Below are 20,890 nucleotides of genomic sequence, written 5' to 3'. Positions count from 1 at the left end.
GTCAGAACTTCACTTGCGGTGCCTTGTCGGCATCCTGGGCGGTCGCCTCGAAGTTCGGCCGCAGCGGCAGGTCGCTGTACATCAGGCTGTGCCAGAGACGGCCGGGAAAAGTGCGGATCTCGGTGTTGTACTTCTCCACGCTGAGGATGAAGTCGCGCCGGGCCACGCTGATGCGGTTCTCGGTGCCTTCGAGCTGGGACTGCAGGGCGAGGAAGTTCTGGTTCGACTTGAGGTCCGGATAACGCTCCGACACCACCATCAGCCGGCTCAGCGCGCCGGTCAGTTGGCCCTGGGCATCCTGGTACTGCTTGAGCTTCTCCGGGTTGTCCAGGGTACTGGCATCGACCTGCACCGAGGTCGCCCGCGAGCGGGCCTCGATCACCGCGGTCAGGGTGTCCTGCTCCTGCTTCGCGTAGCCCTTGACCGTTTCCACCAGGTTCGGAATCAGGTCCGCGCGCCGCTGGTACTGGTTCTGTACCTGGGCCCAGTTGGCCTTCACCTGCTCGTCGTAGGTGGGAATGTTGTTGATGCCGCAGCCCGCCAGCATGCTGGCCAGCAGGGCCAGGGCGGCGATTCTCCAGCTCGAACGCAAACCTTGGAGTGCATGCATGCTCGAAACGCTCCTTGAAACGATAAAAAGGGACAATGGCCAGGGCCTTGCGTAGGGCATAATCCGCCCCCGCCACTGGAATGTATGAAGCCAATCAGCTAAAAGATGCCCAGCGCGAAAAACAGTTCAGCAGTGTGCTGGATTTATTGGCACAACAATAGCCGCTCCCAATAACGAAACAGCCCGGCCGGCGCCCAACGAGCAGTCGCTGAATCGGACTCCCGAGATAATCATTCATGAAGAAGCTGTGTTTGCTGGGCCTTGCTGTCGGCCTGGCCAGTCTCCCGGTTGCGGCGGACACGAAGTCCGCTCCCATCGAAAACAAGGACGCCTTCATCGCCAACCTGATGAAGCAGATGACCCTCGAGGAAAAGATCGGCCAGTTGCGCCTGATCAGCATCGGTCCGGAAATGCCCCGCGAACTGATCCGCAAGGAAATCGCCGCGGGCAACATCGGCGGCACCTTCAACTCCATTTCCCGCCCGGAAAACCGTCCGATGCAGGACGCGGCCATGCGCAGCCGGCTGAAGATCCCGATGTTCTTCGCCTATGACGTGATCCACGGCCACCGCACCATCTTCCCGATCAGCCTGGGCCTGGCCTCCAGCTGGGACATGGACGCCATCGGCCGCTCCGGGCGTATCGCCGCCCAGGAAGCCAGTGCCGACAGCCTCGACATCACCTTCGCGCCGATGGTCGACATCTCCCGCGATCCGCGCTGGGGCCGCACCTCCGAAGGCTTCGGCGAAGACACCTACCTGGTCTCGCGCATCGCCAAGGTGATGGTCCAGGCCTACCAGGGCAAGAGCCCGAGCGCGCCCGACAGCATCATGGCCAGCGTCAAGCACTTCGCCCTGTACGGCGCGGTGGAAGGCGGCCGCGACTACAACGTGGTCGACATGAGCCCGGTGAAGATGTACCAGACCTACCTGCCGCCCTACCGCGCCGCCATCGACGCCGGCGCCGGCGGGGTGATGGTCGCGCTGAACTCGGTCAACGGCGTGCCCGCCACCTCCAACACCTGGCTGATGCAGGACCTGCTGCGCAAGGACTGGGGCTTCAAGGGCCTGGCGGTCAGCGACCACGGGGCGATTTTCGAATTGCTCAAGCATGGCGTCGCCAAGGACGGTCGCGAAGCGGCCAAGCTGGCGATCAAGGCCGGCATCGACATGAGCATGAACGACTCCCTGTACGGCAAGGAACTGCCGGGGCTGATCAAGTCCGGCGAAGTGCCGCAGCGCGAGCTGGACAACGCCGTGCGTGAAGTGCTCGGTGCCAAGTACGACATGGGCCTGTTCAAGAACCCGTACCTGCGTATCGGCAAGGCCGAAGACGATCCGGCCGACACCAATGCCGAGAGCCGCCTGCACCGCGCCGAAGCCCGCGACGTGGCCAAGCGCAGCCTGGTGCTGCTCAAGAACGAGAAACAGACCCTGCCGCTGGCGAAGTCGGCGAAGATCGCCGTGGTCGGTCCGCTGGCCAAGGCCCCGATCGACATGATGGGCAGTTGGGCCGCCGCTGGCCAACCCGCGCAATCGGTCACCCTGTTCGACGGCATGAGCCGCGCCCTGGGTGACAAGGGTCAACTGGTCTATGCCCGCGGCTCGAATATCACCACCGACAAAAAGATCGTCGATTACCTCAACTTCCTCAACTTCGATGCGCCGGAAGTGGTCGATGACCCGCGTCCCGAGCAGCAGTTGATCGACGAAGCGGTCAAGGCCGCACAGCAGGCCGACGTGGTGGTGGCCGCGGTGGGCGAATCGCGCGGCATGTCCCACGAATCGTCGAGCCGTACCGACCTGAACATCCCCGAGACCCAGCGCAAGCTGATCGCCGCCCTCAAGGCCACCGGCAAGCCGCTGGTGCTGGTGCTGATGAACGGCCGTCCGCTGACCATCGGCCAGGAACAGGACCAGGCCGACGCCGTGCTGGAAACCTGGTTCAGCGGGACCGAAGGCGGCAACGCCATCGCCGACGTGCTGTTCGGCGACTACAACCCGTCGGGCAAGCTGCCGATCACCTTCCCGCGCTCGGTCGGCCAGGTGCCGATGTACTACAATCACCTGACCATCGGCCGGCCGTTCACGCCGGGCAAGCCGGGCAACTACACCTCGCAGTACTTCGACGAGGAAAACACCCCGCTGTATCCGTTCGGCTACGGCCTGAGCTACACCGACTTCAGCCTGAGCAACATGGCGCTGTCCTCGACCACGCTGAACAAGAGCGGCAAGCTCGACGCCAGCATCACCGTGCGCAACACCGGCAAGCGTGATGGCGAGACCGTGGTGCAGTTGTACATCCAGGACGTGGCCGGCTCGATGATCCGTCCGGTCAAGGAACTGAAGAACTTCCAGAAGGTGATGCTCAAGGCCGGGGAAGAGAAGGTCATCCACTTCACCATCGACGAGAACGACCTGAAGTTCTACAACACCCAGCTCAAGTACGTGGCCGAGCCGGGCAAGTTCAACGTGCAGATTGGCCTGGATTCCCGGGACGTGACGCAACAGAGCTTCGAATTGCTGTAACAGGGTTACCCGTGCCCTGAGGGCTCCCCACCGTGGGAGCCTGACTCTGTGGGAGCGGGCTGCGGCGCCCACCGCACCACCCGCCCCTTCTGCATCCCCCGCTCCATGGCGTGTTATCTTTCCCGCCCTCTCTCCAGCCTGTCATTGCCCGCATGCCGCCGATCCCTCGTTCCCTGCGCCTGCTGCTCCATACCCTGCTGATTCTCGCGGGCACCGTGCTGGCCGCCGGCTGGGCAATGCACCGTGCCACGCAGCAGGCACTGCTGGACGATGCCGTCCGCGGACGGGGGCAGCTGGCGCTGTACGCCAACTCCCTGCACACCCTGATCGAACGATACCGCGCCATGCCGGCCGTGATCGCCCTGGACCCGGAACTGCGCCAGGCCCTCAACGGACCGCTCACCGCGCAACAGCAGGATGCGCTCAACCGCAAGCTGGAACGCATGAACGGCGCCGCACGTTCCTCGACCCTGCAACTGCTCGATCGCAACGGCCTGTCGGTGGCCGCCAGCAACTGGCGCCTGCCCAGCAGCTACGTCGGCCATTACTACGGCTTTCGCCCCTACTTCAACCAGACCCGCAGCGAAGGCAGCGGGCATTTCTACGCGGTCGGGGTGACCAGCGGGATTCCCGGCTACTTCCTCTCCAGCGCGGTGCTCAACGACAACGGCGAGTTCATCGGTGCCATGGTGGTCAAGCTGGAGTTCCCCGAGATCGAACGCGAATGGGGCAAGGGCAGCGACATCCTGCTGGTCAGCGACGCCCGCGACATCGTGTTCATCTCCAACCAGCCGGCCTGGCGCTATCGCCTGCTGCGCCCACTGTCGGACAACGACCGCAGCGAAATCGGCCGCACCCGCCAGTACGACAAGCAGCCACTGAGCACCATCGAGCATCAGACCCTGCGGGTGTTCGACAGCCACAGTTACCTGAGCCGGGTGGCCACGCCCGATGGCAGCGCCGATCTGCTCTGGGAATCGCTGCCGCTGGACACCGAGAACTGGACCCTGCACCTGCTGCGCAAGCCGCAACTGGCCGCCGAGGAACGGCGCAATGCCGGGCTCGCCGGTGCCGGCCTGTGGCTGACCCTGGTGTTTCTCGTCCTGTTCCTCAGCCAGCGCTGGCGCCTGGCCCGCCTGCGCCAGCGCAGCCGCGCGGAGCTGGAACGACTGGTGGAGGAGCGCACCCGCGACCTGCGCACGGCCCAGGATGGCCTGGTGCAGTCGGCCAAGCTGGCGGCGCTGGGACAGATGTCCGCCGCCCTGGCCCACGAGATCAACCAGCCGCTGACCGCCCAGCGCATGCAACTGGCGACCCTGCGCCTGCTGCTCGACCACGGTCGGCTCGACGCCGCCCGGGAAGCACTGGCCCCCCTGGAGCAAATGCTGACCCGGATGGCCGCCCTCACCGGCCATCTCAAGACCTACGCCCGGCAAAGCCCCAGCGGCCTGCGCGAGCCGCTGGACCTGGCCGGCGTGGTCGACCAGGCGCTGCACCTGCTCGACCCGCGCCTGCGGGAGGACAACGTCAGCATCGCCCTGCACCTGACCCGGCCGGCCAGGGTCCGCGGCGATGCGATCCGCCTCGAACAGGTGCTGATCAACCTGCTGCGCAACGCGCTCGACGCCATGCGTGACAAGCCGCTCAAGCGCCTGGAAATCCGCATCGAGGCCGACCAGCAACTGTGGCTGTTGACGGTGGCCGACAGCGGCGGTGGAATTGCCGAGGAACATCTGGCCAAGGTCTTCGATCCGTTCTTCACCACCAAGCCGGTCGGCGAGGGCCTCGGCCTGGGGCTGGCGGTTTCCTATGCGATCGTCCATGAACAGGGCGGCCGCCTGAGCGTCGTCAACCGGCACGACGGCGCCTGCTTCACCCTGGCCCTGCCAATCGCCGTGGAGGTCCGTGAACCATGTTGAACTCGGTAATCGTGGTCGATGACGAAGCCAGCATTCGCACGGCCGTGGAACAGTGGCTGAGCCTGTCGGGCTTCTCGGTCCGGTTGTTCAGCCGCGCCGAGGAGTGCCTGGCGCAACTGCCGGCGCACTTTCCCGGGGTGATCATCAGCGACGTGCGCATGCCCGGCCTCAGCGGCCTGGAACTGCTGGCGCGGGTGCGGGCACTCGACGCCGACCTGCCGGTGATCCTGCTGACCGGCCACGGCGACGTGCCGATGGCGGTCGAGGCGATGCGTGACGGTGCCTACGACTTCCTGGAAAAGCCCTTCAGCCCCGAAGCCCTGCTCGGCAGCCTCGGCCGTGCCCTGGAGAAACGCCGACTGGTGCTGGAGAACCGCCGCCTGCACGAACAGGCCGACAGCCGCTCACGCCTCGACGCCTGCCTGCTGGGCGTGTCCCGCAGCCTGCAGACCCTGCGCCGGCAAGTGCTGGAACTGGCGCCCCTGCCGGTCAACGTGCTGATCCGCGGCGAGACCGGCAGCGGCAAGGAACGGGTCGCCCGCTGCCTGCATGACTTCGGGCCGCGTTCGAGCAAACCGTTCGTCGCGCTCAACTGCGCGGCGATTCCCGAGCCACTGTTCGAAGCCGAGTTGTTCGGCCATGAGAGCGGCGCCTTCACCGGCGCCCAGGGCAAGCGGATCGGCAAGCTCGAATATGCCCATGGCGGCACCCTGTTTCTCGACGAGATCGAGAGCATGCCACTGGCCCAGCAGGTGAAACTGCTACGGGTGCTGCAGGAACAGAAGCTCGAACGCCTGGGTTCCAACCAGAGCATCCCGGTCGACCTGCGCATCGTTGCCGCGACCAAGCCCGACCTGCTGGAAGAGTCCCGGGCCGGACGTTTCCGCGAGGACCTGGCGTATCGGCTGACGGTGGCCGAACTGCGCCTGCCACCCTTGCGCGAGCGGCGCGAAGACATCCCGCTGCTGTTCGAACACTTTGCCCAGGACGCGGCCGAGCGCCTGGGGCGCCGTGCGACGCCATTGAGCGGGTCGCAACTGGTCCGGCTGCTGAGCCATGACTGGCCGGGCAACGTCCGCGAACTGGCCAACGCCGCCGAACGCTCGGTGCTCGGCCTGGGCGAGCCGGAACCGGTCAATATCGATCCGGGCCAGTCCCTCGCGGCCCAGCAGGAGGCCTTCGAGGCGCAGTGCCTGCGCTCGGCCTTGACCCGGCACAAGGGTGACGTCAAGGCGGTGCTCGAAGAACTGCAACTGCCAAGGCGCACCTTCAACGAGAAGCTGCAACGCCACGGACTGACCCGCGAGATGTTCCTGTAGCAACGACGCAACCTGTAGGAGCCGGGCTTGCCCGCGAAAAAGATGGCGCGGTCGCTCAGCCATACCCCGTCATCGTTCTTCGCGGGCAAGCCACGCTCCTACAGATAGCGTCGTTCGTATCGGCGGTTTTCCGCTCACGCCCCACTCCGGCATAAGCGGATTTCCGCTCACCCAATCCTGCCAACCGCTCTGGAACGGGCCTTACAGCCCTGGCATGGCTCCTGCTATGGAGGGGTCAGGCTGCGCTCCCGCGCGCTCTACAACAACAATGACTCATAAGGTTCCCTAGATGGATAACTCCACTACCCTTCCCCTGGGGTCGGCGGTCGCGCCGGCACAAGAAAGAACCACCGCCAGCCGCCTGAAATCGATTTTCAGCGGATCGGTCGGCAACATGGTCGAGTGGTACGACTGGTACGTCTACGCCGCCTTCTCGCTGTACTTCGCCAAGGTCTTCTTCCCCAAGGGCGACACCACCGCCCAACTGCTCAACACCGCCGCGATCTTCGCCGTGGGCTTCCTGATGCGCCCGATCGGCGGCTGGCTGATGGGCCTGTACGCCGACCGCAAGGGCCGCAAGGCGGCCCTGATGGCCTCGGTCCTGCTGATGTGCGCAGGCTCGCTCATCATCGCCCTCACCCCCGGTTATGAAACCATCGGCATCGGCGCGCCGATCCTGCTGGTGGTTGCCCGCCTGATGCAGGGGCTGTCGGTCGGCGGCGAATACGGCACTTCCGCCACCTACCTCAGCGAGATGGCCACCAGGCAGAGCCGTGGTTTCTATTCCAGCTTCCAGTACGTGACCCTGATCTCCGGCCAGCTCATCGCCCTGGCGGTGCTGATCGTGCTGCAGCAGGTTCTCAGTGTCGAACAACTGCAGGACTGGGGCTGGCGGATTCCCTTCGGTATCGGCGCCCTGTGCGCGGTGGTCGCGCTCTACCTGCGTCGCGGCATGGAAGAAACCGAGTCGTTCGTGAAGAAGAAGGAAAAGCCGAAAGAGAGCCTGATGCGCACGCTGCTGCGTCATCCCAAGGAACTGCTGACCGTGGTCGGCCTGACCATGGGTGGCACCCTGGCGTTCTACACCTACACCACCTACATGCAGAAGTACCTGGTGAACACCGTCGGCATGAGCATCTCCGACTCCACCACGATCTCGGCGGCAACGCTGTTCCTGTTCATGTGCCTGCAGCCAGTGGTCGGTGCGCTCTCGGACAAGGTGGGCCGGCGGCCGATCCTGATCGCCTTCGGGATTCTCGGGACACTCTGCACCGTACCGATCCTGAGCACCCTGCACACCATCCAGACCTGGTGGGGCGCATTCTTCCTGATCATGGCGGCGCTGATCATCGTCAGCGGCTACACCTCGATCAACGCGGTGGTGAAGGCCGAGCTGTTCCCCACCGAGATCCGCGCCCTGGGCGTGGGCCTGCCCTACGCACTGACCGTATCGATCTTCGGCGGCACCGCCGAATACATCGCGCTGTGGTTCAAGAGCATCGGCATGGAGACCGGCTACTACTGGTACGTGACCGCCTGCATCGCGGTGTCGCTGCTGGTGTATGTCACCATGAAGGACACCCGTCGGCATTCGCGGATCGAGACCGACTGATAACCTTTGCTCGTGTCGGCCTTCCATGACGGGCCGACACTGCTCTTGGCTGGGAGCCGGTTTGCCGGCTCCCAGCCCCCCCCCCGTGCAATGCTCAAGACTCTTGGCAATTAATAGCCCGTTAATTCCCGCCCCTCATCCTGATCCTACGCCGAATCGACTTGCGCACCCGCCCCCCAGGCATCCAGTGACCGCCGTCTGATCGCGCCGCCCACAACATCGAATAATTCGATTTGTTTAAGCACTAATTTGCGCTTTTTAATCAAATTAACAAGCGTAATATCACTTCCACACCCACTGAGCAAAACCAAAACCCAACTGGAGCAACCACCATGAACACCAAACTGATCCTCGCCCTGACCCTTTCCGTACTGGCCGCCAATACCTACGCTGCCGATGGCTACAGCCACACCCCAGCCGCCTATCGCGTGGCTGCCGATGGCTACGACAAGACTCCCGGTGCCAACGCCATCGCGGCCGACGGCTACGACAAGACTCCTGGCGCCAACGCTGTGGCTGCCGATGGCTACGACAAGACCCCCGGCGCCAACGCCATCGCGGCCGACGGCTACGACAAGACTCCTGGCGCTGCGGCAATCAGCTGACAGACCCGGATGGCATCACAGCCCGGCTCAGGCCGGGCTTAGTCATTTCTGGAGGGAAGGAAAATCCGCACGCCAGAGGCAACGTCCTGCGAACGGCCTATCGCCTTTGTCCGCGATGCCAAGCACACTATCGATCCCCGATTGTCCCTGCGGAACCCGCGAACCATGCCTGACGATATTCACTATTACGAACCTGCCAATGGCCACGGCCTGCCCCACGATCCGTTCAACGCCATTGTCGGCCCACGCCCCATCGGCTGGATCTCCTCACAGAGTGCCGAGGGCCGGCTGAACCTGGCGCCCTACAGTTTCTTCAACGCCTTCAACTACATCCCACCGATCATCGGCTTCTCCAGCGTCGGCCGCAAAGACAGCCTGAACAACATCGAACAGACCGGCGAATTCGCCTGGAACCTCGCCACCCGCCCGCTGGCCGAGGCGATGAACCAGAGCTGTGCCGCCGTACCGCCCGAGGTCGATGAGTTCCAGTTGGCCGGTCTGACGCCCGTGGCGTCGAAGGTGATCAGCGTACCGCGGGTGCAGGAAAGCCCGGTGTCCTTCGAATGCAAGGTCACCCAGATCATTCAGTTGCAACGCGCAGACCAGGCCCTGGTGCCGAGCTGGCTGATCCTGGGTGAAGTGGTTGCCGTGCATATCGCCAGGCATCTGCTCAAGGATGGGATCTACGATACCGCCGCCGCCGAACCGATCCTGCGTGGCGGCGGCCCGGCGGACTACTTCCAGCTCGGTCCGCAAGCCCTGTTCAAGATGTACCGTCCACAAGTGACGGGTTGATCACTGCGGCCCCATCACCAGGACAGTTCGCCCTCGGCGTCGACGTCGATCAGCCGCGCCAGTTCCTGCTCGGCGGCCTGATCGGCCTCGAGGGCGGTCTTGAATGTCTGCTCTGCAAGGATTTTATGAAAACGCGGTGGCTCGAAACCGCCCAGGGCCTTTACCGCAATCGCCGCGTTGTAGCCGGCTTCGCCGCGAACGGCTGCTGAAACTGCTTCGAACTGTGCAAACTCTCTACGTGCCATGCCTGTTATCCCGGCCAATTGATCGGCCGGCATTCTAAATCAGCTGGCCAGCCGTTGCAGGGAACCTGCGCTGGACAAGTGATAGTCGCACTGGGCACGGGCGGCGGACACCTCGCTGAAGGTATGGAAATCCAGGCTGTCGACCACCAGGTCCTGCACCAGCTCACCGAACACCTGCATGGCCGGCGTGTTGAAGTAGGCGGTCATGGCCGGCTGGTTGGCCCAGAAACCGGAGACCAGCCAGAGGTCGGCATCGGCCAGGGAGTGTTGCAGGGAGAACTGCAGGCAACCGGGTGCCTGGCGGGACGGTTCGATCAGGCTGCTCAGACGGGCGCCCAGCTCGGCGGAGCGCCCCGGGCGTGCGCGAACGAAGGCCATGTGACTGACAGGGATATGCTTGGACATGCTCGGCTCTCCCGAAAGGAATGTTGTTCTCGCGCCATCAACCGCCGGGACGACGGCAACGCAAACATAGATTAGTGCCCCCGGCGAGGGGTCGTTAGTCGATTCCTGTCAGCTTATTGCACAATCCTGCCGCAGCGCCTTGCCCCTCGGGTACAGCGCCAGGCCAGCGCTCTGCTGGCGGGTCCGGAGTTTTAAGCAAGCCTGGTCTGCGGTCAGCGCAGTCATCCGGCGGTCATGACGGGTCGCGGCAGGATCAGGCAAGAATTGCGCAGGATCCGGCTGGCGATCCCCCTTGCCCAAACTTAAGCTATGGCCCGTTGAAAGTGACTTTCCCGAGGGGATTCTGCATGCCACTGTCCGAACTGCCGCAAGAACCGATCCCCCCGGAGATGGAAAAACAGCGCCAGGAACTGGCCGACATCATTCGTCGCCACGCCACCGAGGACGGCAACTACCAGACCGCCGTCGACTCGCTGGTGCTGGGGCGCCACAGCCACCCCTATGATTTCGCTCCCGTGCTGGCGCAACCGGCGCTGTGCATCATGGCCCAGGGCCGCAAGGAAATACGCCTGGGCGACGGCCATTTCATCTATGACCCGCTGCATTACCTGGTGGTCTCGGTGTCGATGCCCCTCGCCGGGCGGGTGGTGAATGTCACACCCGAGTCGCCGATCCTGTCCTTGCGCCTGGATATCGACCCGAATGAAATCAGCGCGCTGATCGCCGAAGCCGGTCCCCTGGGTGTGCCCAGCCGACCAACCGGGCTGGGGCTGTATGTCGAGCGTGTGGATACCCCGATGTTCGACGCCCTGCTGCGCCTTTCGCGGCTGCTCGATGCGCCCAAGGACATTCCCATGCTCGCGCCGCTGGTGCGCCGGGAGATCCTCTATCGGCTGTTGCGCAGCCCGCAGGGATATCGCCTGTACGAGATCGCCATCGCCAACAGCCAGGGGCATCGGGTGAACCAGGCGATCAAGTGGTTGAACAGCAACTTCGAGCAGCCGCTGCGCATCGACGACCTGGCACGGGAAGTCAACCTGAGCGTTTCGACGTTGCATCACCGCTTCAAGGCGATGACCGCCATGAGCCCACTGCAGTACCAGAAGCAGTTGCGCCTGCAGGAAGCACGGCGGCTGATGCTCGCCGAAGGGCTGGACGCCTCGGCGGCGGGTTATCGAGTCGGCTACGAAAGCCCGTCGCAGTTCAGCCGCGAATACAGCCGGCTGTTCGGCGCTCCGCCGCTGCGGGATCTGGCGCGGCTGCGCCAGAGTGTCTGAAATGGGAGGTGGCCCTGTTCAGCGGGCCCGCACCACGTGCTTGATCTCCTGGAACGCCTGCAGTCCCCAGGGGCCCAGCTCCCGCCCCAGGCTGCTGCGCTTGTAGCCACCCCACGCCGCCTGCGGGAAGATCACCTGCGGTGCATTGATCCACACCAGGCCGGCCTGCAAGGCATTGGCGATGCGGTCCGCCGCCTCGCCATCGGTGGTGACGACACTCGCCACCAGGCCGAACTCGCTGTCGTTGGCCAGGGCGATCGCCTCGGCCTCGCTGGCGAAACTGCGTACGCAGACCACCGGCCCGAAGATTTCCTCGCGCCACAAGGCGCTGTCCAGCGGCACCTCGGTAAACACCGTCGGCTTCAGGAAGTAGCCGCGGGACAACCCCGGCGGCCGCCCACCGCCACAGACCAGCCGTGCGCCCATGCTCAGGCCACGATCGATGTGCCCCAACACCCGCTGATACTGCGCCTGGTTGACCAGCGCGCCCATCTCCACCTCGGGAGCGAACGGATCGGCCACGCGAATGGCTTCAGCCCGCGCCTTCAGGCGCAACAGGAACTCGTCGGCGATCTCGTCGGCGACCAGCACCCGGCTGGTCGCCGAGCACATCTGCCCGGCGTTGAAGAAGGCGCCGCCACTGGCGATTTCGACCGCCAGGTCAAGGTCGGCGTCGGCCATCACCAGCAGCGACGATTTGCCTCCCAGTTCCAGGCTGACGCCCTTGATGGTTTCCGCCGCCCGCTGCATCACCTGGACACCCACCGCATTGCTGCCGGTGAAGGAGATCTTCGCCACCCGCGGGTCGGCCGCAAGCGGCGCACCCACCGCCAGGCCGGTGCCGCAGACGAGGTTGAACACCCCGGCCGGCAGGCCGCTGTCGGCAATGATCGAGGCCAGTTCCAGCTCCGGCAACGGCGTCACCTCCGATGGCTTGAGCACCACGCAGCAGCCCGCAGCCAGCGCCGGCGCGAGCTTCCAGGCGGTGGTGACCATCGGGAAGTTCCACGGCACGATCAACCCGACCACGCCACACGGCTCGCGGCGCACGCGAGCGGCGAAGTCGTCGCTGGGCAACGCCACGTCCTGGTCCTGCCGCTCATCCAGGCCCTCGGCCAGGCCGGCGTAGTACTCGAAGGTGGCGATCACGTCATCGACGTCGATCGCCGCCTCGAACAGCGGCTTGCCGTTGTTGGTCGATTGCAGTTGGATCAGTTTCTCGCGACGTTCGCGTACTCCCTCGGCAATTCGCCGCAGTATCGCGCCACGCTCGGCGGCCCGGCTCGCCGACCAGCCGGCGAACGCCCGCACCGCCGCCGCCACCGCCTGCCCGACCGCCTGCTCATCGCCACCGGAAACGCTGCCGAGCAAGGCTTCGGTGGCCGGGTTGATCACGCGCAGCTGTTCGCTGCCGGAACGCCACTGACCATCGATGTAGAGGCCGTCCTGATTCATTTGCGCTTTCATCACTGCCCCCTTCCGTTCATCCAGAGCGCCTGGTCGACTTCAATCAGCGTGGGGCCCGAACGTCCTGCTGCGGCACGCAGGGCGCTGCGCAGGCTTTCCTCGCTGCTGGCGGCCTCGGCGGCACAGCCCAGGCCCTTGGCGACCGCGACGAAGTCCGGGGTATGGATATCCACACCCACTGGCGTGATGGCGCGGTTGACCATGTATTTCTTGATCTCTTCGTACCCCTGGTTATTCCACAGCAGGACGATCACCGGCGTGCTCGCCTCGACCGCGCTGGCCAGTTCCGGCAGGGTGAACTGCAGGCCGCCGTCACCGATCAGGCAGACCACCGCGCCGCGCTCGTCACGCCGGGAGGAACGCCCGAGCCAGGCGCCGATCGCCGCCGGCAAGGCGTAGCCAAGGGTGCCGTAGCCGGTGGAGGCGTTGAACCAGCGCCGCGCCTGCCGCGGGTTGAGCGTCAGGTTGCCGGTGTACACCGGCTGGGTCGAATCGCCCACCAGCACCGCATCCGGCAGCACCTCGAGAATGGTTTCCAGAAAGCGCGTCTGGGCACGGGTCGGCGCATCCCACTGGCTGTCGAGTTCGGCACGCAGGGCCGCAGCGCGGCGGTGCCCCCAATCGTCGCGGCGCGCAGCCAGGCTGCGACCATCGAGCGCGACGAGCAACGCTTCTGCCGCCACTTGCGAATCGGACACCAGGGCGACCTTGGGCGGGTAGTTGCGCACGGTCTGGTCCGGGTCGATATCGATGCGCAGCAGGGTACCGGGGATTTCGAAACCGCCGGCGAAGGTGATGTCATAGTCGGTTTCCGCCAGCTCGGTGCCGATCGCCAGGACCACGTCGGCCTCGGCCACCAGGGCGCGGGTGGCGACCAGGGACTGGGTCGAGCCGATCAGCAGCGGATGCTCGCCGGGCAGCATGCCCTTGGCGTTGATGGTCAGGGCCACGGGCGCGTCGAGCCGTTCGGCGAGCCGGGTCAGGGCCGGCGCGGCGTCGATGGCACCGCCACCGGCGAGGATCAGCGGGCGTTTGGCAGCCGCGAGCCAGTCGGCCATTTGCGCCACGGCGGCGGGTGCCGCACCGGCCCGGGCAATGTTCACCGGCTGGCTGTCGAGCAAGGCGTCGGCGTTTTCCACTAGCACGTCGAGCGGGATCTCGATATGCACCGGACGCGGCCGCCCGGCCTGGAACAGGGCGAATGCCCGGGCCAGCACCGCAGGCAGCTCAGCCGCCGACATCAGGGTATGGGAGAACGCCGCCACGCCGGCCACCAGGGCGCTCTGGTTCGGCAGTTCATGGAGTTTGCCGCGCCCGCCGCCCAACTGGCTGCGCGACTGCACGCTGGAGATCACCAGCATCGGGATCGAGTCGGCATAGGCCTGGCCCATCGCGGTGGTGATATTGGTCATGCCGGGGCCGGTGATGATGAAACATACCCCGGGCTTGCCGCTGGTGCGCGCATACCCGTCCGCCATGAAGCCGGCACCCTGCTCATGCCGTGGCGTGATGTGCTCGATGGTTGAGGTTGCCAGGCCGCGATACAGCTCCACGGTATGCACGCCGGGAATGCCGAACACCTGCTCGACCCCGTAGCCCTCCAGTAACTTGACCAATACTTCGCCGCACGTCGCCATCGCTTGCCCCCCTGTTGTTCGTCTTGACCGTGGCAGCGCGGGCCACGGTGGTGGCGTTATTGGAGCGTCCGGGTGATGGCGGGCACAACGCAAAAATAGTCATACTAGCCATGTCCTGTCGTCATGCCTGAGTCCGCCATGAAACGTCTTCCACCCTTGCCGGCGCTGCATACCTTTCTGATCACCGCCCAGTGCTGCAACTTCACCCGGGCGGCCGAGCAGTTGCACATCACCCAGGGTGCGGTGAGCCGACAGATCGCCGGGCTGGAGCAGCACCTGGGTTATGCGTTGTTCCAGCGCCAGGCCCGCGGCCTGAGCCTGACCGCCCAGGGACGCGAGCTGTTTCCACGGATACAGGAAGTGTTCCGGCAGATCGAAGAGGCGGTGGACCACGTGGGCGCCGGGCATCCGGCGCTGAAGCTCAAGGCGCCGATCTGCATGATCCGCTGGCTGTTGCCGCGCCTGCTGCACTGGCGCAAGGAGCGTCCGGATGTGCCGGTGGAACTGACCACCAGCCTGCAGCACGGGGTCGACTTCCGCCGCGAGGACTTCGACGTGGCGGTGATCTATGGCGCCCCGCCGGGCCCCGCGGTGACCGCCCACCATCTGTTCGACGAGCAACTGACACCGGTCTGTTCACCCCAGTTGAGGCAGGGCGCGATCGCGCTGGAGCAGGTCACTGACCTGGAGCACCACACCCTGCTGCACCCCACGCTGGACCAGCAGGACTGGCAGACCTGGCTCGAGGCGGCCGGTGTCAGCCTGGGCAATATCGGCCAGGGCCAGCACCTGGAGACCATGGACGTGGCGATGTCCCTGGCGTCCCAGGGCACGGGCGTGGCGATCGGCGACTGGGCATTGATCGGCGAGGACCTGAGTGCCGGCCGACTGATGATGCCGTTCGATTTGCGGGTGCGTACCGGGCAGGCGTACTACCTGGCGTATCCGAAGCGCTCGGAGGGGTCGGCGGCGCTGCATGAACTGAGGGAGTGGCTGGTGGGGCAGGCGGCGCAGCGGACTGATCGGTAGGGGCGATGCAACGTTCCGCTATCGCCAGCAAGCCGGCTCCCGGAGTGTCGGCGTCGTCCACCCGTCTTGTGTACAACGCACAACCTGCAGGAGCCGGCTCGCTGGCGATCCGCCGAAGGCGGCCATTTTCCGGCCGCCAAAGGACGGGATCAGTAACCGACGGCGAAACGCTGACGCGAGTGGGCGGGTTGCTCGATTTCGTCCAACAGGGCAATCGCATAGTCGGCGAAGGTGATCCAGCTGCGCCCTTCGGCACTCACCAGCAGATGATCCTTGCCCAGACGGAAACGGCCGGTGCGCTCACCCTCGACGAACTCCGCCGAGGGCGAGAGGAAGGTCCAGTCCAGTTCCTTTTCCTGGCGCAGGCTCTCCAGGAATGCCGCCCCGGCGCTCGCCTCGGCCTTGTACTCCGGCGGGAAGCCGGGGCTGTCGATGACCCGGCTGTTGTCCGGCAGCAGCAGCGAACCGGCCCCACCGACCACCAGCAGGCGCTTGACCCCGGCCTTCTTCACCGGGCCGATCACCGCCGCCGCCGGCAACGTGGCGAAGTGTGCGGCACTGATGACCACGTCATGGCCGGCGACCGCCGCTTCCAGCGCCGCGGCGTCCAGCGCATCGACCGCCTTGCTGACCACACCCTCGCGATGGGCGATCTTGGCCGTGTTGCGGGCAATGGCCGTGACGCTGTGGCCGCGACGCAGGGCTTCTTCCAGCAGTTGGCTACCGGCACGACCGGTGGCACCGATGATTGCAATCTTGCTCATGACACTCTCCAGTTCCAATCGAATGACGCTGTGCGTCGAGGGAGTCGCCCTGTCCGGGAACAGGGCGCCTGATCCGCAAACCCTTTTGTCAGTGGCCGGGCCGGCTCACCACTTCATTTCACCCTTGGCGACCTTGGCGCTGAGTTCCAGGGAGGATTCCTCGCCGAGGTTCGGATAACGCTGTTTCATCGCCGCGATCAGTTGCGCCGAGTCCTTGGCCTTGGCCGTTTCCTCGTCGAAGGCCTTGATGTAGTCCGCCGTGAATTGTGCGGCGGCCAGCGTATGCGGGCCGTCACCCAGGAAATGGCCCGGCACCAGGATCTTCGGCCGCAGCGCCTGGATCCGTTGCAGCGTCGCCAGCCAGTCCCGGTGGGACTGGGCGGACTGGGTGTCGGCCATCCACACGTGGATGTTCTGTGCGACCACCACGCCGCCGACCACCGCCTTGAGCGACGGGATCCAGACGAAGCTGCGATCCGGCTGCGGGCCATCCAGGCCGATCACCTCCAGCTCGCGTCCTTCCAACATCAGACGATTGCCCTGGAGGACCTCCGGCACGATGGTCCTGGCGGGAGCATCAGTTCCCATTTTCGGCCCCCAGAACGCCAGCTTGCCGTCGACCGTGGCCTTGATGTGCGCCACGGTCGGCGCCGACGCCAGCACCTTGGCCTGGGGAAAGGCCCTTGTGAGGGTGTCCAGGCCGAAGTAGTAGTCCGGGTCACCATGGCTGATGTAGATGGCGGTCAGTTGCTTGCCACTGGCGCGGATCTTCTCCACCACCTGTTCGGCCTGGGACTTGCCGAACTGGGCGTCGACCAGCACCGCTTCCTTGCTACCGCTGACCAGTACCGAACTGACCGGGAAAATCGCCGAGGTGCCGGGGTTGTAGACATCCAGGGTCAGCGCCGGCTCGGCGGCGGCCGCGTGGGCGGCAAAACCCAGCACCGCGCTGGCGAGCAGGAGGCGGCGAAGTGAGGTGAATCCAATCATGTAACGCTCCGGTATCTGTAGGCCGTGATAGGCGATGGACAGAGCTTAGTTGCCCGAACCGATACAAAAAATGCGATGCTGGGACATAGTTTGTTTCTCAAAGCGAGCAAATCATGGATCGTCTCACCGCCATGCGGGTGTTCGTCACAGTGGTCGACCTGGGCAGCCAGTCGGCGGCGGCGGACCATCTGGAAATGTCACGCCCGGTGGTTTCGCGCTACCTGGCAGAACTGGAGGACTGGATCGGTGCACGGCTGATGCATCGCACCACCCGCAAGCTGAGCCTGACTGCGGCCGGCACTGAAACCCTGCCGCGTTGCCGGCAACTGCTGGAGCTGTCCGGCGACATGCAGGCCGCCGTGAGCATCCCCGACGAGGCGCCGCGCGGCCTGCTGCGGATCAGCGTCAGCACCTCGTTCGGCCAGGCCCAGTTCGCCGACGCGATGACCGAGTACGTGCGCCGCTTCCCCGGCGTCAACATCGACCTGCAGATGCTCGACCGCACCGTCAACCTGGTGGACGAGCGCATCGACCTGGCCATCCGCGCCAGCAACGACCTGGACCCGAACCTCATCGCCCGGCGGCTGACCGTCTGCCGCTCGGTGATCTGCGCCTCGCCGGCCTACCTGCGCGAACACCCGGCACCACAGCGGGTGGAGGACCTGAGCCGCCACAACTGCCTGACGCATTCCTACTTCGGCAAGAGCCTCTGGCACTTCGAACAGGACGGCGAGCAGGTGTCGGTCCCGGTGCAGGGCAATATCAGCGCGAACGAGGCCAGCACCCTGCTGCGTGCCGCCATGGCCGGTGCCGGTATCTCGATGCTGCCCACCTACCAGGCCTGGGCATACCTGCGCAGCGGCGAACTGGTGCGCCTGCTGGCCCACGCCGAACCGCGCACCATGGACATGTACGCCGTGTATGCCTCGCGCAAGCACATGCCGGCAACGCTGCGCAGCATGCTCGATTTCCTGGTGGTGCGGTTTCCGGAAACACCGGCCTGGGACAAGGACCTCTGATCGAGGAAAAGCTGGCAAGTGGCGGCAACTGGCCTAATCTTGAACTCAGTACTTCTCGCGAACCGGGTTCGACAGTCAGAGGTCTGCGTCATGAATATTCTAAAAACAAGAACATGTGCCGCCGTACTTGCCATCGGCACCGTACTGGCTCTGTACGCCACCGCGGCCTGGCGGGTCGAACAGATCAGGCAGGCGCCCCACGCCGTCGCCAGCTGCAACCTGGAGCACTGCGTGCCGCACACCGCGAGCCTCAGTGCCTTGAGGTAAGGCCCTAGGCTATGTACGAAATCGCTTGAAACTTGGTTATGCGGCGTTAAAAACCGGCTCGGAATGCTCATTTACTCCAGTAAACTCCGCTTCCTCGCCGATTTTTGCCTTGCCTAACCTGCGTTTCAAACAATTTCGTACACAGCCTAGCGGTCGATCCCGGCGCGAAAGGCGCTGGGCGAAAGCCCGGTCATGCGGCGGAAGAACCGGGCGAAGTAGGCCGGGTCGGCAAAACCCAGCTCGTCCGCCACCCGGCTGACGCTCATGCGCGTGTAGATCAGGTTGCGCTTGGCTTCCAGCAACAGCCGCTGGTGGATCAGTTGCAACGCCGACTGCCCCGCCCATTCCCGACAGATGCCGTTCAGGTGCGCCACCGAGATCCCCACCTGGTGAGACAACTGCTCGACCGTCGGATGCTCGCGAAAATGCGCCTCGACCAGCCCGTTGAAACGGCTCAGGTACTCGCGCCCTCGTCCGGCCGACTGACCCGCCGCCTCACGGCGGATCACCTGGCGACTGAGCCACACCAGCAACACGCTGACCAGCGAGCGCAGGAGCAGGTCCCGCGCCGGCTGGTTCGCCGCGTATTCGCTCTGCAAGGCACTGAACAAGCGGTTGAGGTAGGCCCGGTCGCGCCCCGCCGGGTAGCTGGCGGCCAGCGCCAGCGCGTCCGGCGAACTGCCCAGTTGCTGTTGCAGTTGCGCCACCAGCGGTGCGGCCAGGGTCAGCACATGGCCGTCGATGTTCTCGGAAAACTGAAAGCCGTGCACGCACAGGGGCGGCACCACCTGGATCGCCGATTCATTCAGGGTGGTGCGCTGCCCCTCGATATCGACCCGGGCCTGGCCCTTGTTCAGAAACAGCAACTGGCACAGATCAGCATGCCGGTGCGGCTGGATTTCCCAATGATGCAGGCGGCTGCGCTTGGGAATGGTCTCGCAGTGCAACAGGTCGGGGGCGATCCAGTCCTGGTCCTCTCCGTAGAGCTTGAACACCGGGATCGGTGCCGTCACTGGCTTTTCCATCTGTGCACGAGCCTTGGGCGATAATCGCCCTTATTGTTGAAAAGTACCGATAAAGGCGCAGTTTTCACCTTCTAAAGCGTCTTTTTCAAGCGAAAAATGCAAGCACAAATCATAACAACCTACTCACCGGCCCGCCGCGTGAAGCTTGCAGAGAGAACAACAATGAAAACTCAAGTCGCCATTATCGGTGCCGGTCCGTCCGGCCTGCTGCTCGGCCAGTTGCTGCACAACGCTGGCATCGACACCGTGATCATCGAACGCCAGACTCCGGAGTACGTGCTCGGCCGCATCCGCGCCGGGGTGCTGGAACAGGGCATGGTCGATCTGTTGCGCCAGGCCGGGGTCAATCGCCGGATGGACGCCGAGGGCCTGGTGCATGGCGGCTTCGAGCTGGCCTTCGACGGACGCCGGGTTCATATCGACCTCAAGACCCTGACCGGCGGCAAGAGCGTGATGATCTACGGCCAGACCGAGGTCACCCGCGACCTGATGGCCGCCCGCGAGGCTGCGGGCGCCCGGACCGTCTACAGCGCCAGCAACGTCCAGCCCCACGGCATGAAGACCGACGCGCCCTGGCTGACCTACGAGAAGGACGGCCAGACCCACCGCCTGGACTGCGACTACATCGCCGGCTGCGACGGTTTCCACGGTGTGGCGCGGCAGTCGATTCCGGCCGAGGCGCTGAAGATCTTCGAGCGGGTCTACCCGTTCGGCTGGCTGGGGATTCTCGCCGACACGCCGCCGGTCAGCGAGGAACTGGTGTATGCCAATCACGAGCGCGGCTTCGCCCTGTGCAGCATGCGTTCACCGACCCGCACCCGCTACTACGTGCAGGTGCCGGCCGACGAGAAGGTCGAGGACTGGTCCGATGCGCGCTTCTGGGAAGAGCTCAAGGCGCGTCTGCCAGACAGCCTGGCCCGGGGCCTGGTCACCGGTCCGTCGATCGAGAAGAGTATCGCGCCGCTGCGCAGCTTCGTGGTCGAACCCATGCAGTACGGCCGGATGTTCCTGGTCGGCGACGCCGCCCACATCGTTCCGCCGACCGGCGCCAAGGGGCTGAATCTGGCGGCCAGCGACGTCAGCACGCTGTTTAATATCCTGCTCAAGGTCTACCGCGAAGGGCGCAGTGAGTTGCTGGAACAGTATTCGCGGATCTGCCTGCGGCGGGTGTGGAAAGCCGAGCGTTTCTCCTGGTGGATGACCTCGATCCTGCATCGCTTCCCCGATACCGATGCCTTCAGCCAACGCTTGCAGCAGACCGAACTGGAGTACTTCGTCAGCTCCGAGGCCGGGCGTCGGACCATCGCGGAAAATTACGTCGGCCTTCCGTATGAGGCTATCGAATAGCAAGCTATCGAGTAAACTGACACGCATTCC

19 protein-coding genes are annotated in these 20,890 nt (G+C 64.9%); 11 read left to right on the top strand and 8 right to left on the bottom strand.

Features of this window, described 5'->3' with window-relative positions:
* Position 1: 1 nt before the first annotated feature.
* Positions 2 to 610, bottom strand: a complete 609-nt coding sequence (locus ACMGT0_RS08355; RefSeq protein WP_273819226.1) for a LemA family protein — start codon at positions 608 to 610, stop codon at positions 2 to 4.
* 236 nt (positions 611 to 846) lie between these two features.
* On the opposite strand from ACMGT0_RS08355, the gene bglX reads away from it, so the two are divergent.
* From bglX to ACMGT0_RS08325, 6 genes are all read left to right on the top strand, one after another.
* Complete coding sequence (gene bglX, locus ACMGT0_RS08350; RefSeq protein ID WP_416772171.1) at positions 847 to 3,138, top strand: beta-glucosidase BglX; 2,292 nt, start codon at positions 847 to 849, stop codon at positions 3,136 to 3,138.
* Between the two features lie 152 nt (positions 3,139 to 3,290).
* Positions 3,291 to 5,057, top strand: a complete 1,767-nt coding sequence (locus ACMGT0_RS08345; protein WP_054063970.1) for a sensor histidine kinase — start codon at positions 3,291 to 3,293, stop codon at positions 5,055 to 5,057.
* Positions 5,051 to 6,376, top strand: a complete 1,326-nt coding sequence (locus ACMGT0_RS08340; RefSeq protein ID WP_273819224.1) for a sigma-54-dependent transcriptional regulator — start codon at positions 5,051 to 5,053, stop codon at positions 6,374 to 6,376. Before ACMGT0_RS08345 ends, ACMGT0_RS08340 begins: the two co-directional genes overlap by 7 nt.
* Before the next feature lie 289 nt (positions 6,377 to 6,665).
* Positions 6,666 to 7,988 carry an MFS transporter gene (locus tag ACMGT0_RS08335; protein ID WP_054060843.1) on the top strand — a complete coding sequence of 441 codons (1,323 nt, stop codon included), beginning with the start codon at positions 6,666 to 6,668 and terminating at the stop codon, positions 7,986 to 7,988.
* Positions 7,989 to 8,320: 332 nt separating this feature from the next.
* Positions 8,321 to 8,593, top strand: coding sequence for a hypothetical protein (locus ACMGT0_RS08330; protein ID WP_416772168.1), 273 nt, complete (start codon positions 8,321 to 8,323; stop codon positions 8,591 to 8,593).
* Positions 8,594 to 8,758: 165 nt separating this feature from the next.
* Entirely contained in the window at positions 8,759 to 9,388 is a 630-nt protein-coding gene (locus tag ACMGT0_RS08325) for a flavin reductase family protein (RefSeq protein WP_054060845.1), read from the top strand.
* A gap of 14 nt (positions 9,389 to 9,402) precedes the next feature.
* Here the strand turns inward: ACMGT0_RS08325 and ACMGT0_RS08320 are convergent, their stop codons facing one another.
* Both ACMGT0_RS08320 and ACMGT0_RS08315 read right to left on the bottom strand, forming a co-directional pair.
* Positions 9,403 to 9,633, bottom strand: coding sequence for a hypothetical protein (locus tag ACMGT0_RS08320; protein ID WP_054060846.1), 231 nt, complete (start codon positions 9,631 to 9,633; stop codon positions 9,403 to 9,405).
* A 39-nt stretch (positions 9,634 to 9,672) separates the two neighbouring features.
* On the bottom strand, positions 9,673 to 10,038 hold the full coding sequence (locus ACMGT0_RS08315; RefSeq protein WP_054060847.1) for a putative quinol monooxygenase: 366 nt from the start codon (positions 10,036 to 10,038) through the stop codon (positions 9,673 to 9,675).
* A gap of 347 nt (positions 10,039 to 10,385) precedes the next feature.
* Between ACMGT0_RS08315 and ACMGT0_RS08310 the strand changes: the two genes are divergently transcribed.
* Entirely contained in the window at positions 10,386 to 11,315 is a 930-nt protein-coding gene (locus tag ACMGT0_RS08310; protein WP_054060848.1) for an AraC family transcriptional regulator, read from the top strand.
* 18 nt (positions 11,316 to 11,333) lie between these two features.
* Here the strand turns inward: ACMGT0_RS08310 and ACMGT0_RS08305 are convergent, their stop codons facing one another.
* Entirely contained in the window at positions 11,334 to 12,782 is a 1,449-nt protein-coding gene (locus tag ACMGT0_RS08305; protein WP_416772165.1) for an aldehyde dehydrogenase family protein, read from the bottom strand.
* On the bottom strand, positions 12,782 to 14,419 hold the full coding sequence (locus ACMGT0_RS08300; RefSeq protein ID WP_054063967.1) for a 5-guanidino-2-oxopentanoate decarboxylase: 1,638 nt from the start codon (positions 14,417 to 14,419) through the stop codon (positions 12,782 to 12,784). Before ACMGT0_RS08300 ends, ACMGT0_RS08305 begins: the two co-directional genes overlap by 1 nt.
* Positions 14,420 to 14,557: 138 nt before the next feature.
* Here ACMGT0_RS08300 and ACMGT0_RS08295 point away from each other — a divergent pair, with 138 nt between their 5' ends.
* Positions 14,558 to 15,448: a LysR substrate-binding domain-containing protein gene (locus ACMGT0_RS08295; RefSeq protein WP_054057989.1), complete on the top strand. Its 891-nt coding sequence runs from the start codon at positions 14,558 to 14,560 to the stop codon at positions 15,446 to 15,448.
* Positions 15,449 to 15,597: 149 nt separating this feature from the next.
* Here ACMGT0_RS08295 and ACMGT0_RS08290 read toward each other — a convergent pair whose 3' ends face one another.
* Together ACMGT0_RS08290 and ACMGT0_RS08285 are read right to left on the bottom strand one after the other, a co-directional pair.
* Positions 15,598 to 16,212, bottom strand: coding sequence for an NAD(P)-dependent oxidoreductase (locus tag ACMGT0_RS08290; RefSeq protein ID WP_054057988.1), 615 nt, complete (start codon positions 16,210 to 16,212; stop codon positions 15,598 to 15,600).
* Positions 16,213 to 16,317: 105 nt separating this feature from the next.
* Positions 16,318 to 17,202 (bottom strand): MBL fold metallo-hydrolase, encoded by an 885-nt coding sequence (locus ACMGT0_RS08285; protein WP_416772162.1) that lies wholly within the window; start codon positions 17,200 to 17,202, stop codon positions 16,318 to 16,320.
* Between the two features lie 113 nt (positions 17,203 to 17,315).
* On the opposite strand from ACMGT0_RS08285, the gene ACMGT0_RS08280 reads away from it, so the two are divergent.
* Positions 17,316 to 18,221, top strand: coding sequence for a LysR family transcriptional regulator (locus ACMGT0_RS08280; protein ID WP_054057986.1), 906 nt, complete (start codon positions 17,316 to 17,318; stop codon positions 18,219 to 18,221).
* A 90-nt stretch (positions 18,222 to 18,311) separates the two neighbouring features.
* Complete coding sequence (locus ACMGT0_RS08275) at positions 18,312 to 18,488, top strand: hypothetical protein (protein ID WP_192842693.1); 177 nt, start codon at positions 18,312 to 18,314, stop codon at positions 18,486 to 18,488.
* A 146-nt stretch (positions 18,489 to 18,634) separates the two neighbouring features.
* Here the strand turns inward: ACMGT0_RS08275 and ACMGT0_RS08270 are convergent, their stop codons facing one another.
* Complete coding sequence (locus ACMGT0_RS08270; RefSeq protein ID WP_054057984.1) at positions 18,635 to 19,513, bottom strand: helix-turn-helix domain-containing protein; 879 nt, start codon at positions 19,511 to 19,513, stop codon at positions 18,635 to 18,637.
* Positions 19,514 to 19,675: 162 nt separating this feature from the next.
* Between ACMGT0_RS08270 and pobA the strand changes: the two genes are divergently transcribed.
* On the top strand, positions 19,676 to 20,860 hold the full coding sequence (pobA, locus tag ACMGT0_RS08265) for a 4-hydroxybenzoate 3-monooxygenase (protein ID WP_054063962.1): 1,185 nt from the start codon (positions 19,676 to 19,678) through the stop codon (positions 20,858 to 20,860).
* The last annotated feature ends 30 nt before the right edge of the window (positions 20,861 to 20,890 follow it).

The sequence above is a fragment of the Pseudomonas sp. RHF3.3-3 genome, from assembly GCF_048069595.1.
GTDB classification, from domain to species: Bacteria; Pseudomonadota; Gammaproteobacteria; order Pseudomonadales; family Pseudomonadaceae; genus Aquipseudomonas; species Aquipseudomonas fuscovaginae_B.
The sequence above is the reverse complement of the archived record's forward strand: the minus strand, read 5'-3'. Positions and strand labels throughout refer to the sequence as shown.

What these genes read in the sequence shown, in the direction of transcription:
- ACMGT0_RS08335 (WP_054060843.1), top strand. Translation starts at nt 6,666, where the DNA reads ATGGATAACTCCACTACCCTTCCCCTGGGGTCGGCGGTCGCGCCGGCA.
- ACMGT0_RS08315 (WP_054060847.1), bottom strand. Translation starts at nt 10,038, where the DNA reads ATGTCCAAGCATATCCCTGTCAGTCACATGGCCTTCGTTCGCGCACGC.
- ACMGT0_RS08355 (WP_273819226.1), bottom strand. Translation starts at nt 610, where the DNA reads ATGCATGCACTCCAAGGTTTGCGTTCGAGCTGGAGAATCGCCGCCCTG.
- ACMGT0_RS08340 (WP_273819224.1), top strand. Translation starts at nt 5,051, where the DNA reads ATGTTGAACTCGGTAATCGTGGTCGATGACGAAGCCAGCATTCGCACG.
- ACMGT0_RS08295 (WP_054057989.1), top strand. Translation starts at nt 14,558, where the DNA reads ATGAAACGTCTTCCACCCTTGCCGGCGCTGCATACCTTTCTGATCACC.
- ACMGT0_RS08280 (WP_054057986.1), top strand. Translation starts at nt 17,316, where the DNA reads ATGGATCGTCTCACCGCCATGCGGGTGTTCGTCACAGTGGTCGACCTG.
- ACMGT0_RS08300 (WP_054063967.1), bottom strand. Translation starts at nt 14,419, where the DNA reads ATGGCGACGTGCGGCGAAGTATTGGTCAAGTTACTGGAGGGCTACGGG.
- pobA (WP_054063962.1), top strand. Translation starts at nt 19,676, where the DNA reads ATGAAAACTCAAGTCGCCATTATCGGTGCCGGTCCGTCCGGCCTGCTG.
- ACMGT0_RS08270 (WP_054057984.1), bottom strand. Translation starts at nt 19,513, where the DNA reads ATGGAAAAGCCAGTGACGGCACCGATCCCGGTGTTCAAGCTCTACGGA.
- ACMGT0_RS08305 (WP_416772165.1), bottom strand. Translation starts at nt 12,782, where the DNA reads ATGAAAGCGCAAATGAATCAGGACGGCCTCTACATCGATGGTCAGTGG.
- ACMGT0_RS08275 (WP_192842693.1), top strand. Translation starts at nt 18,312, where the DNA reads ATGAATATTCTAAAAACAAGAACATGTGCCGCCGTACTTGCCATCGGC.
- ACMGT0_RS08290 (WP_054057988.1), bottom strand. Translation starts at nt 16,212, where the DNA reads ATGAGCAAGATTGCAATCATCGGTGCCACCGGTCGTGCCGGTAGCCAA.
- ACMGT0_RS08310 (WP_054060848.1), top strand. Translation starts at nt 10,386, where the DNA reads ATGCCACTGTCCGAACTGCCGCAAGAACCGATCCCCCCGGAGATGGAA.
- ACMGT0_RS08345 (WP_054063970.1), top strand. Translation starts at nt 3,291, where the DNA reads ATGCCGCCGATCCCTCGTTCCCTGCGCCTGCTGCTCCATACCCTGCTG.
- bglX (WP_416772171.1), top strand. Translation starts at nt 847, where the DNA reads ATGAAGAAGCTGTGTTTGCTGGGCCTTGCTGTCGGCCTGGCCAGTCTC.
- ACMGT0_RS08285 (WP_416772162.1), bottom strand. Translation starts at nt 17,202, where the DNA reads ATGATTGGATTCACCTCACTTCGCCGCCTCCTGCTCGCCAGCGCGGTG.
- ACMGT0_RS08320 (WP_054060846.1), bottom strand. Translation starts at nt 9,633, where the DNA reads ATGGCACGTAGAGAGTTTGCACAGTTCGAAGCAGTTTCAGCAGCCGTT.
- ACMGT0_RS08330 (WP_416772168.1), top strand. Translation starts at nt 8,321, where the DNA reads ATGAACACCAAACTGATCCTCGCCCTGACCCTTTCCGTACTGGCCGCC.
- ACMGT0_RS08325 (WP_054060845.1), top strand. Translation starts at nt 8,759, where the DNA reads ATGCCTGACGATATTCACTATTACGAACCTGCCAATGGCCACGGCCTG.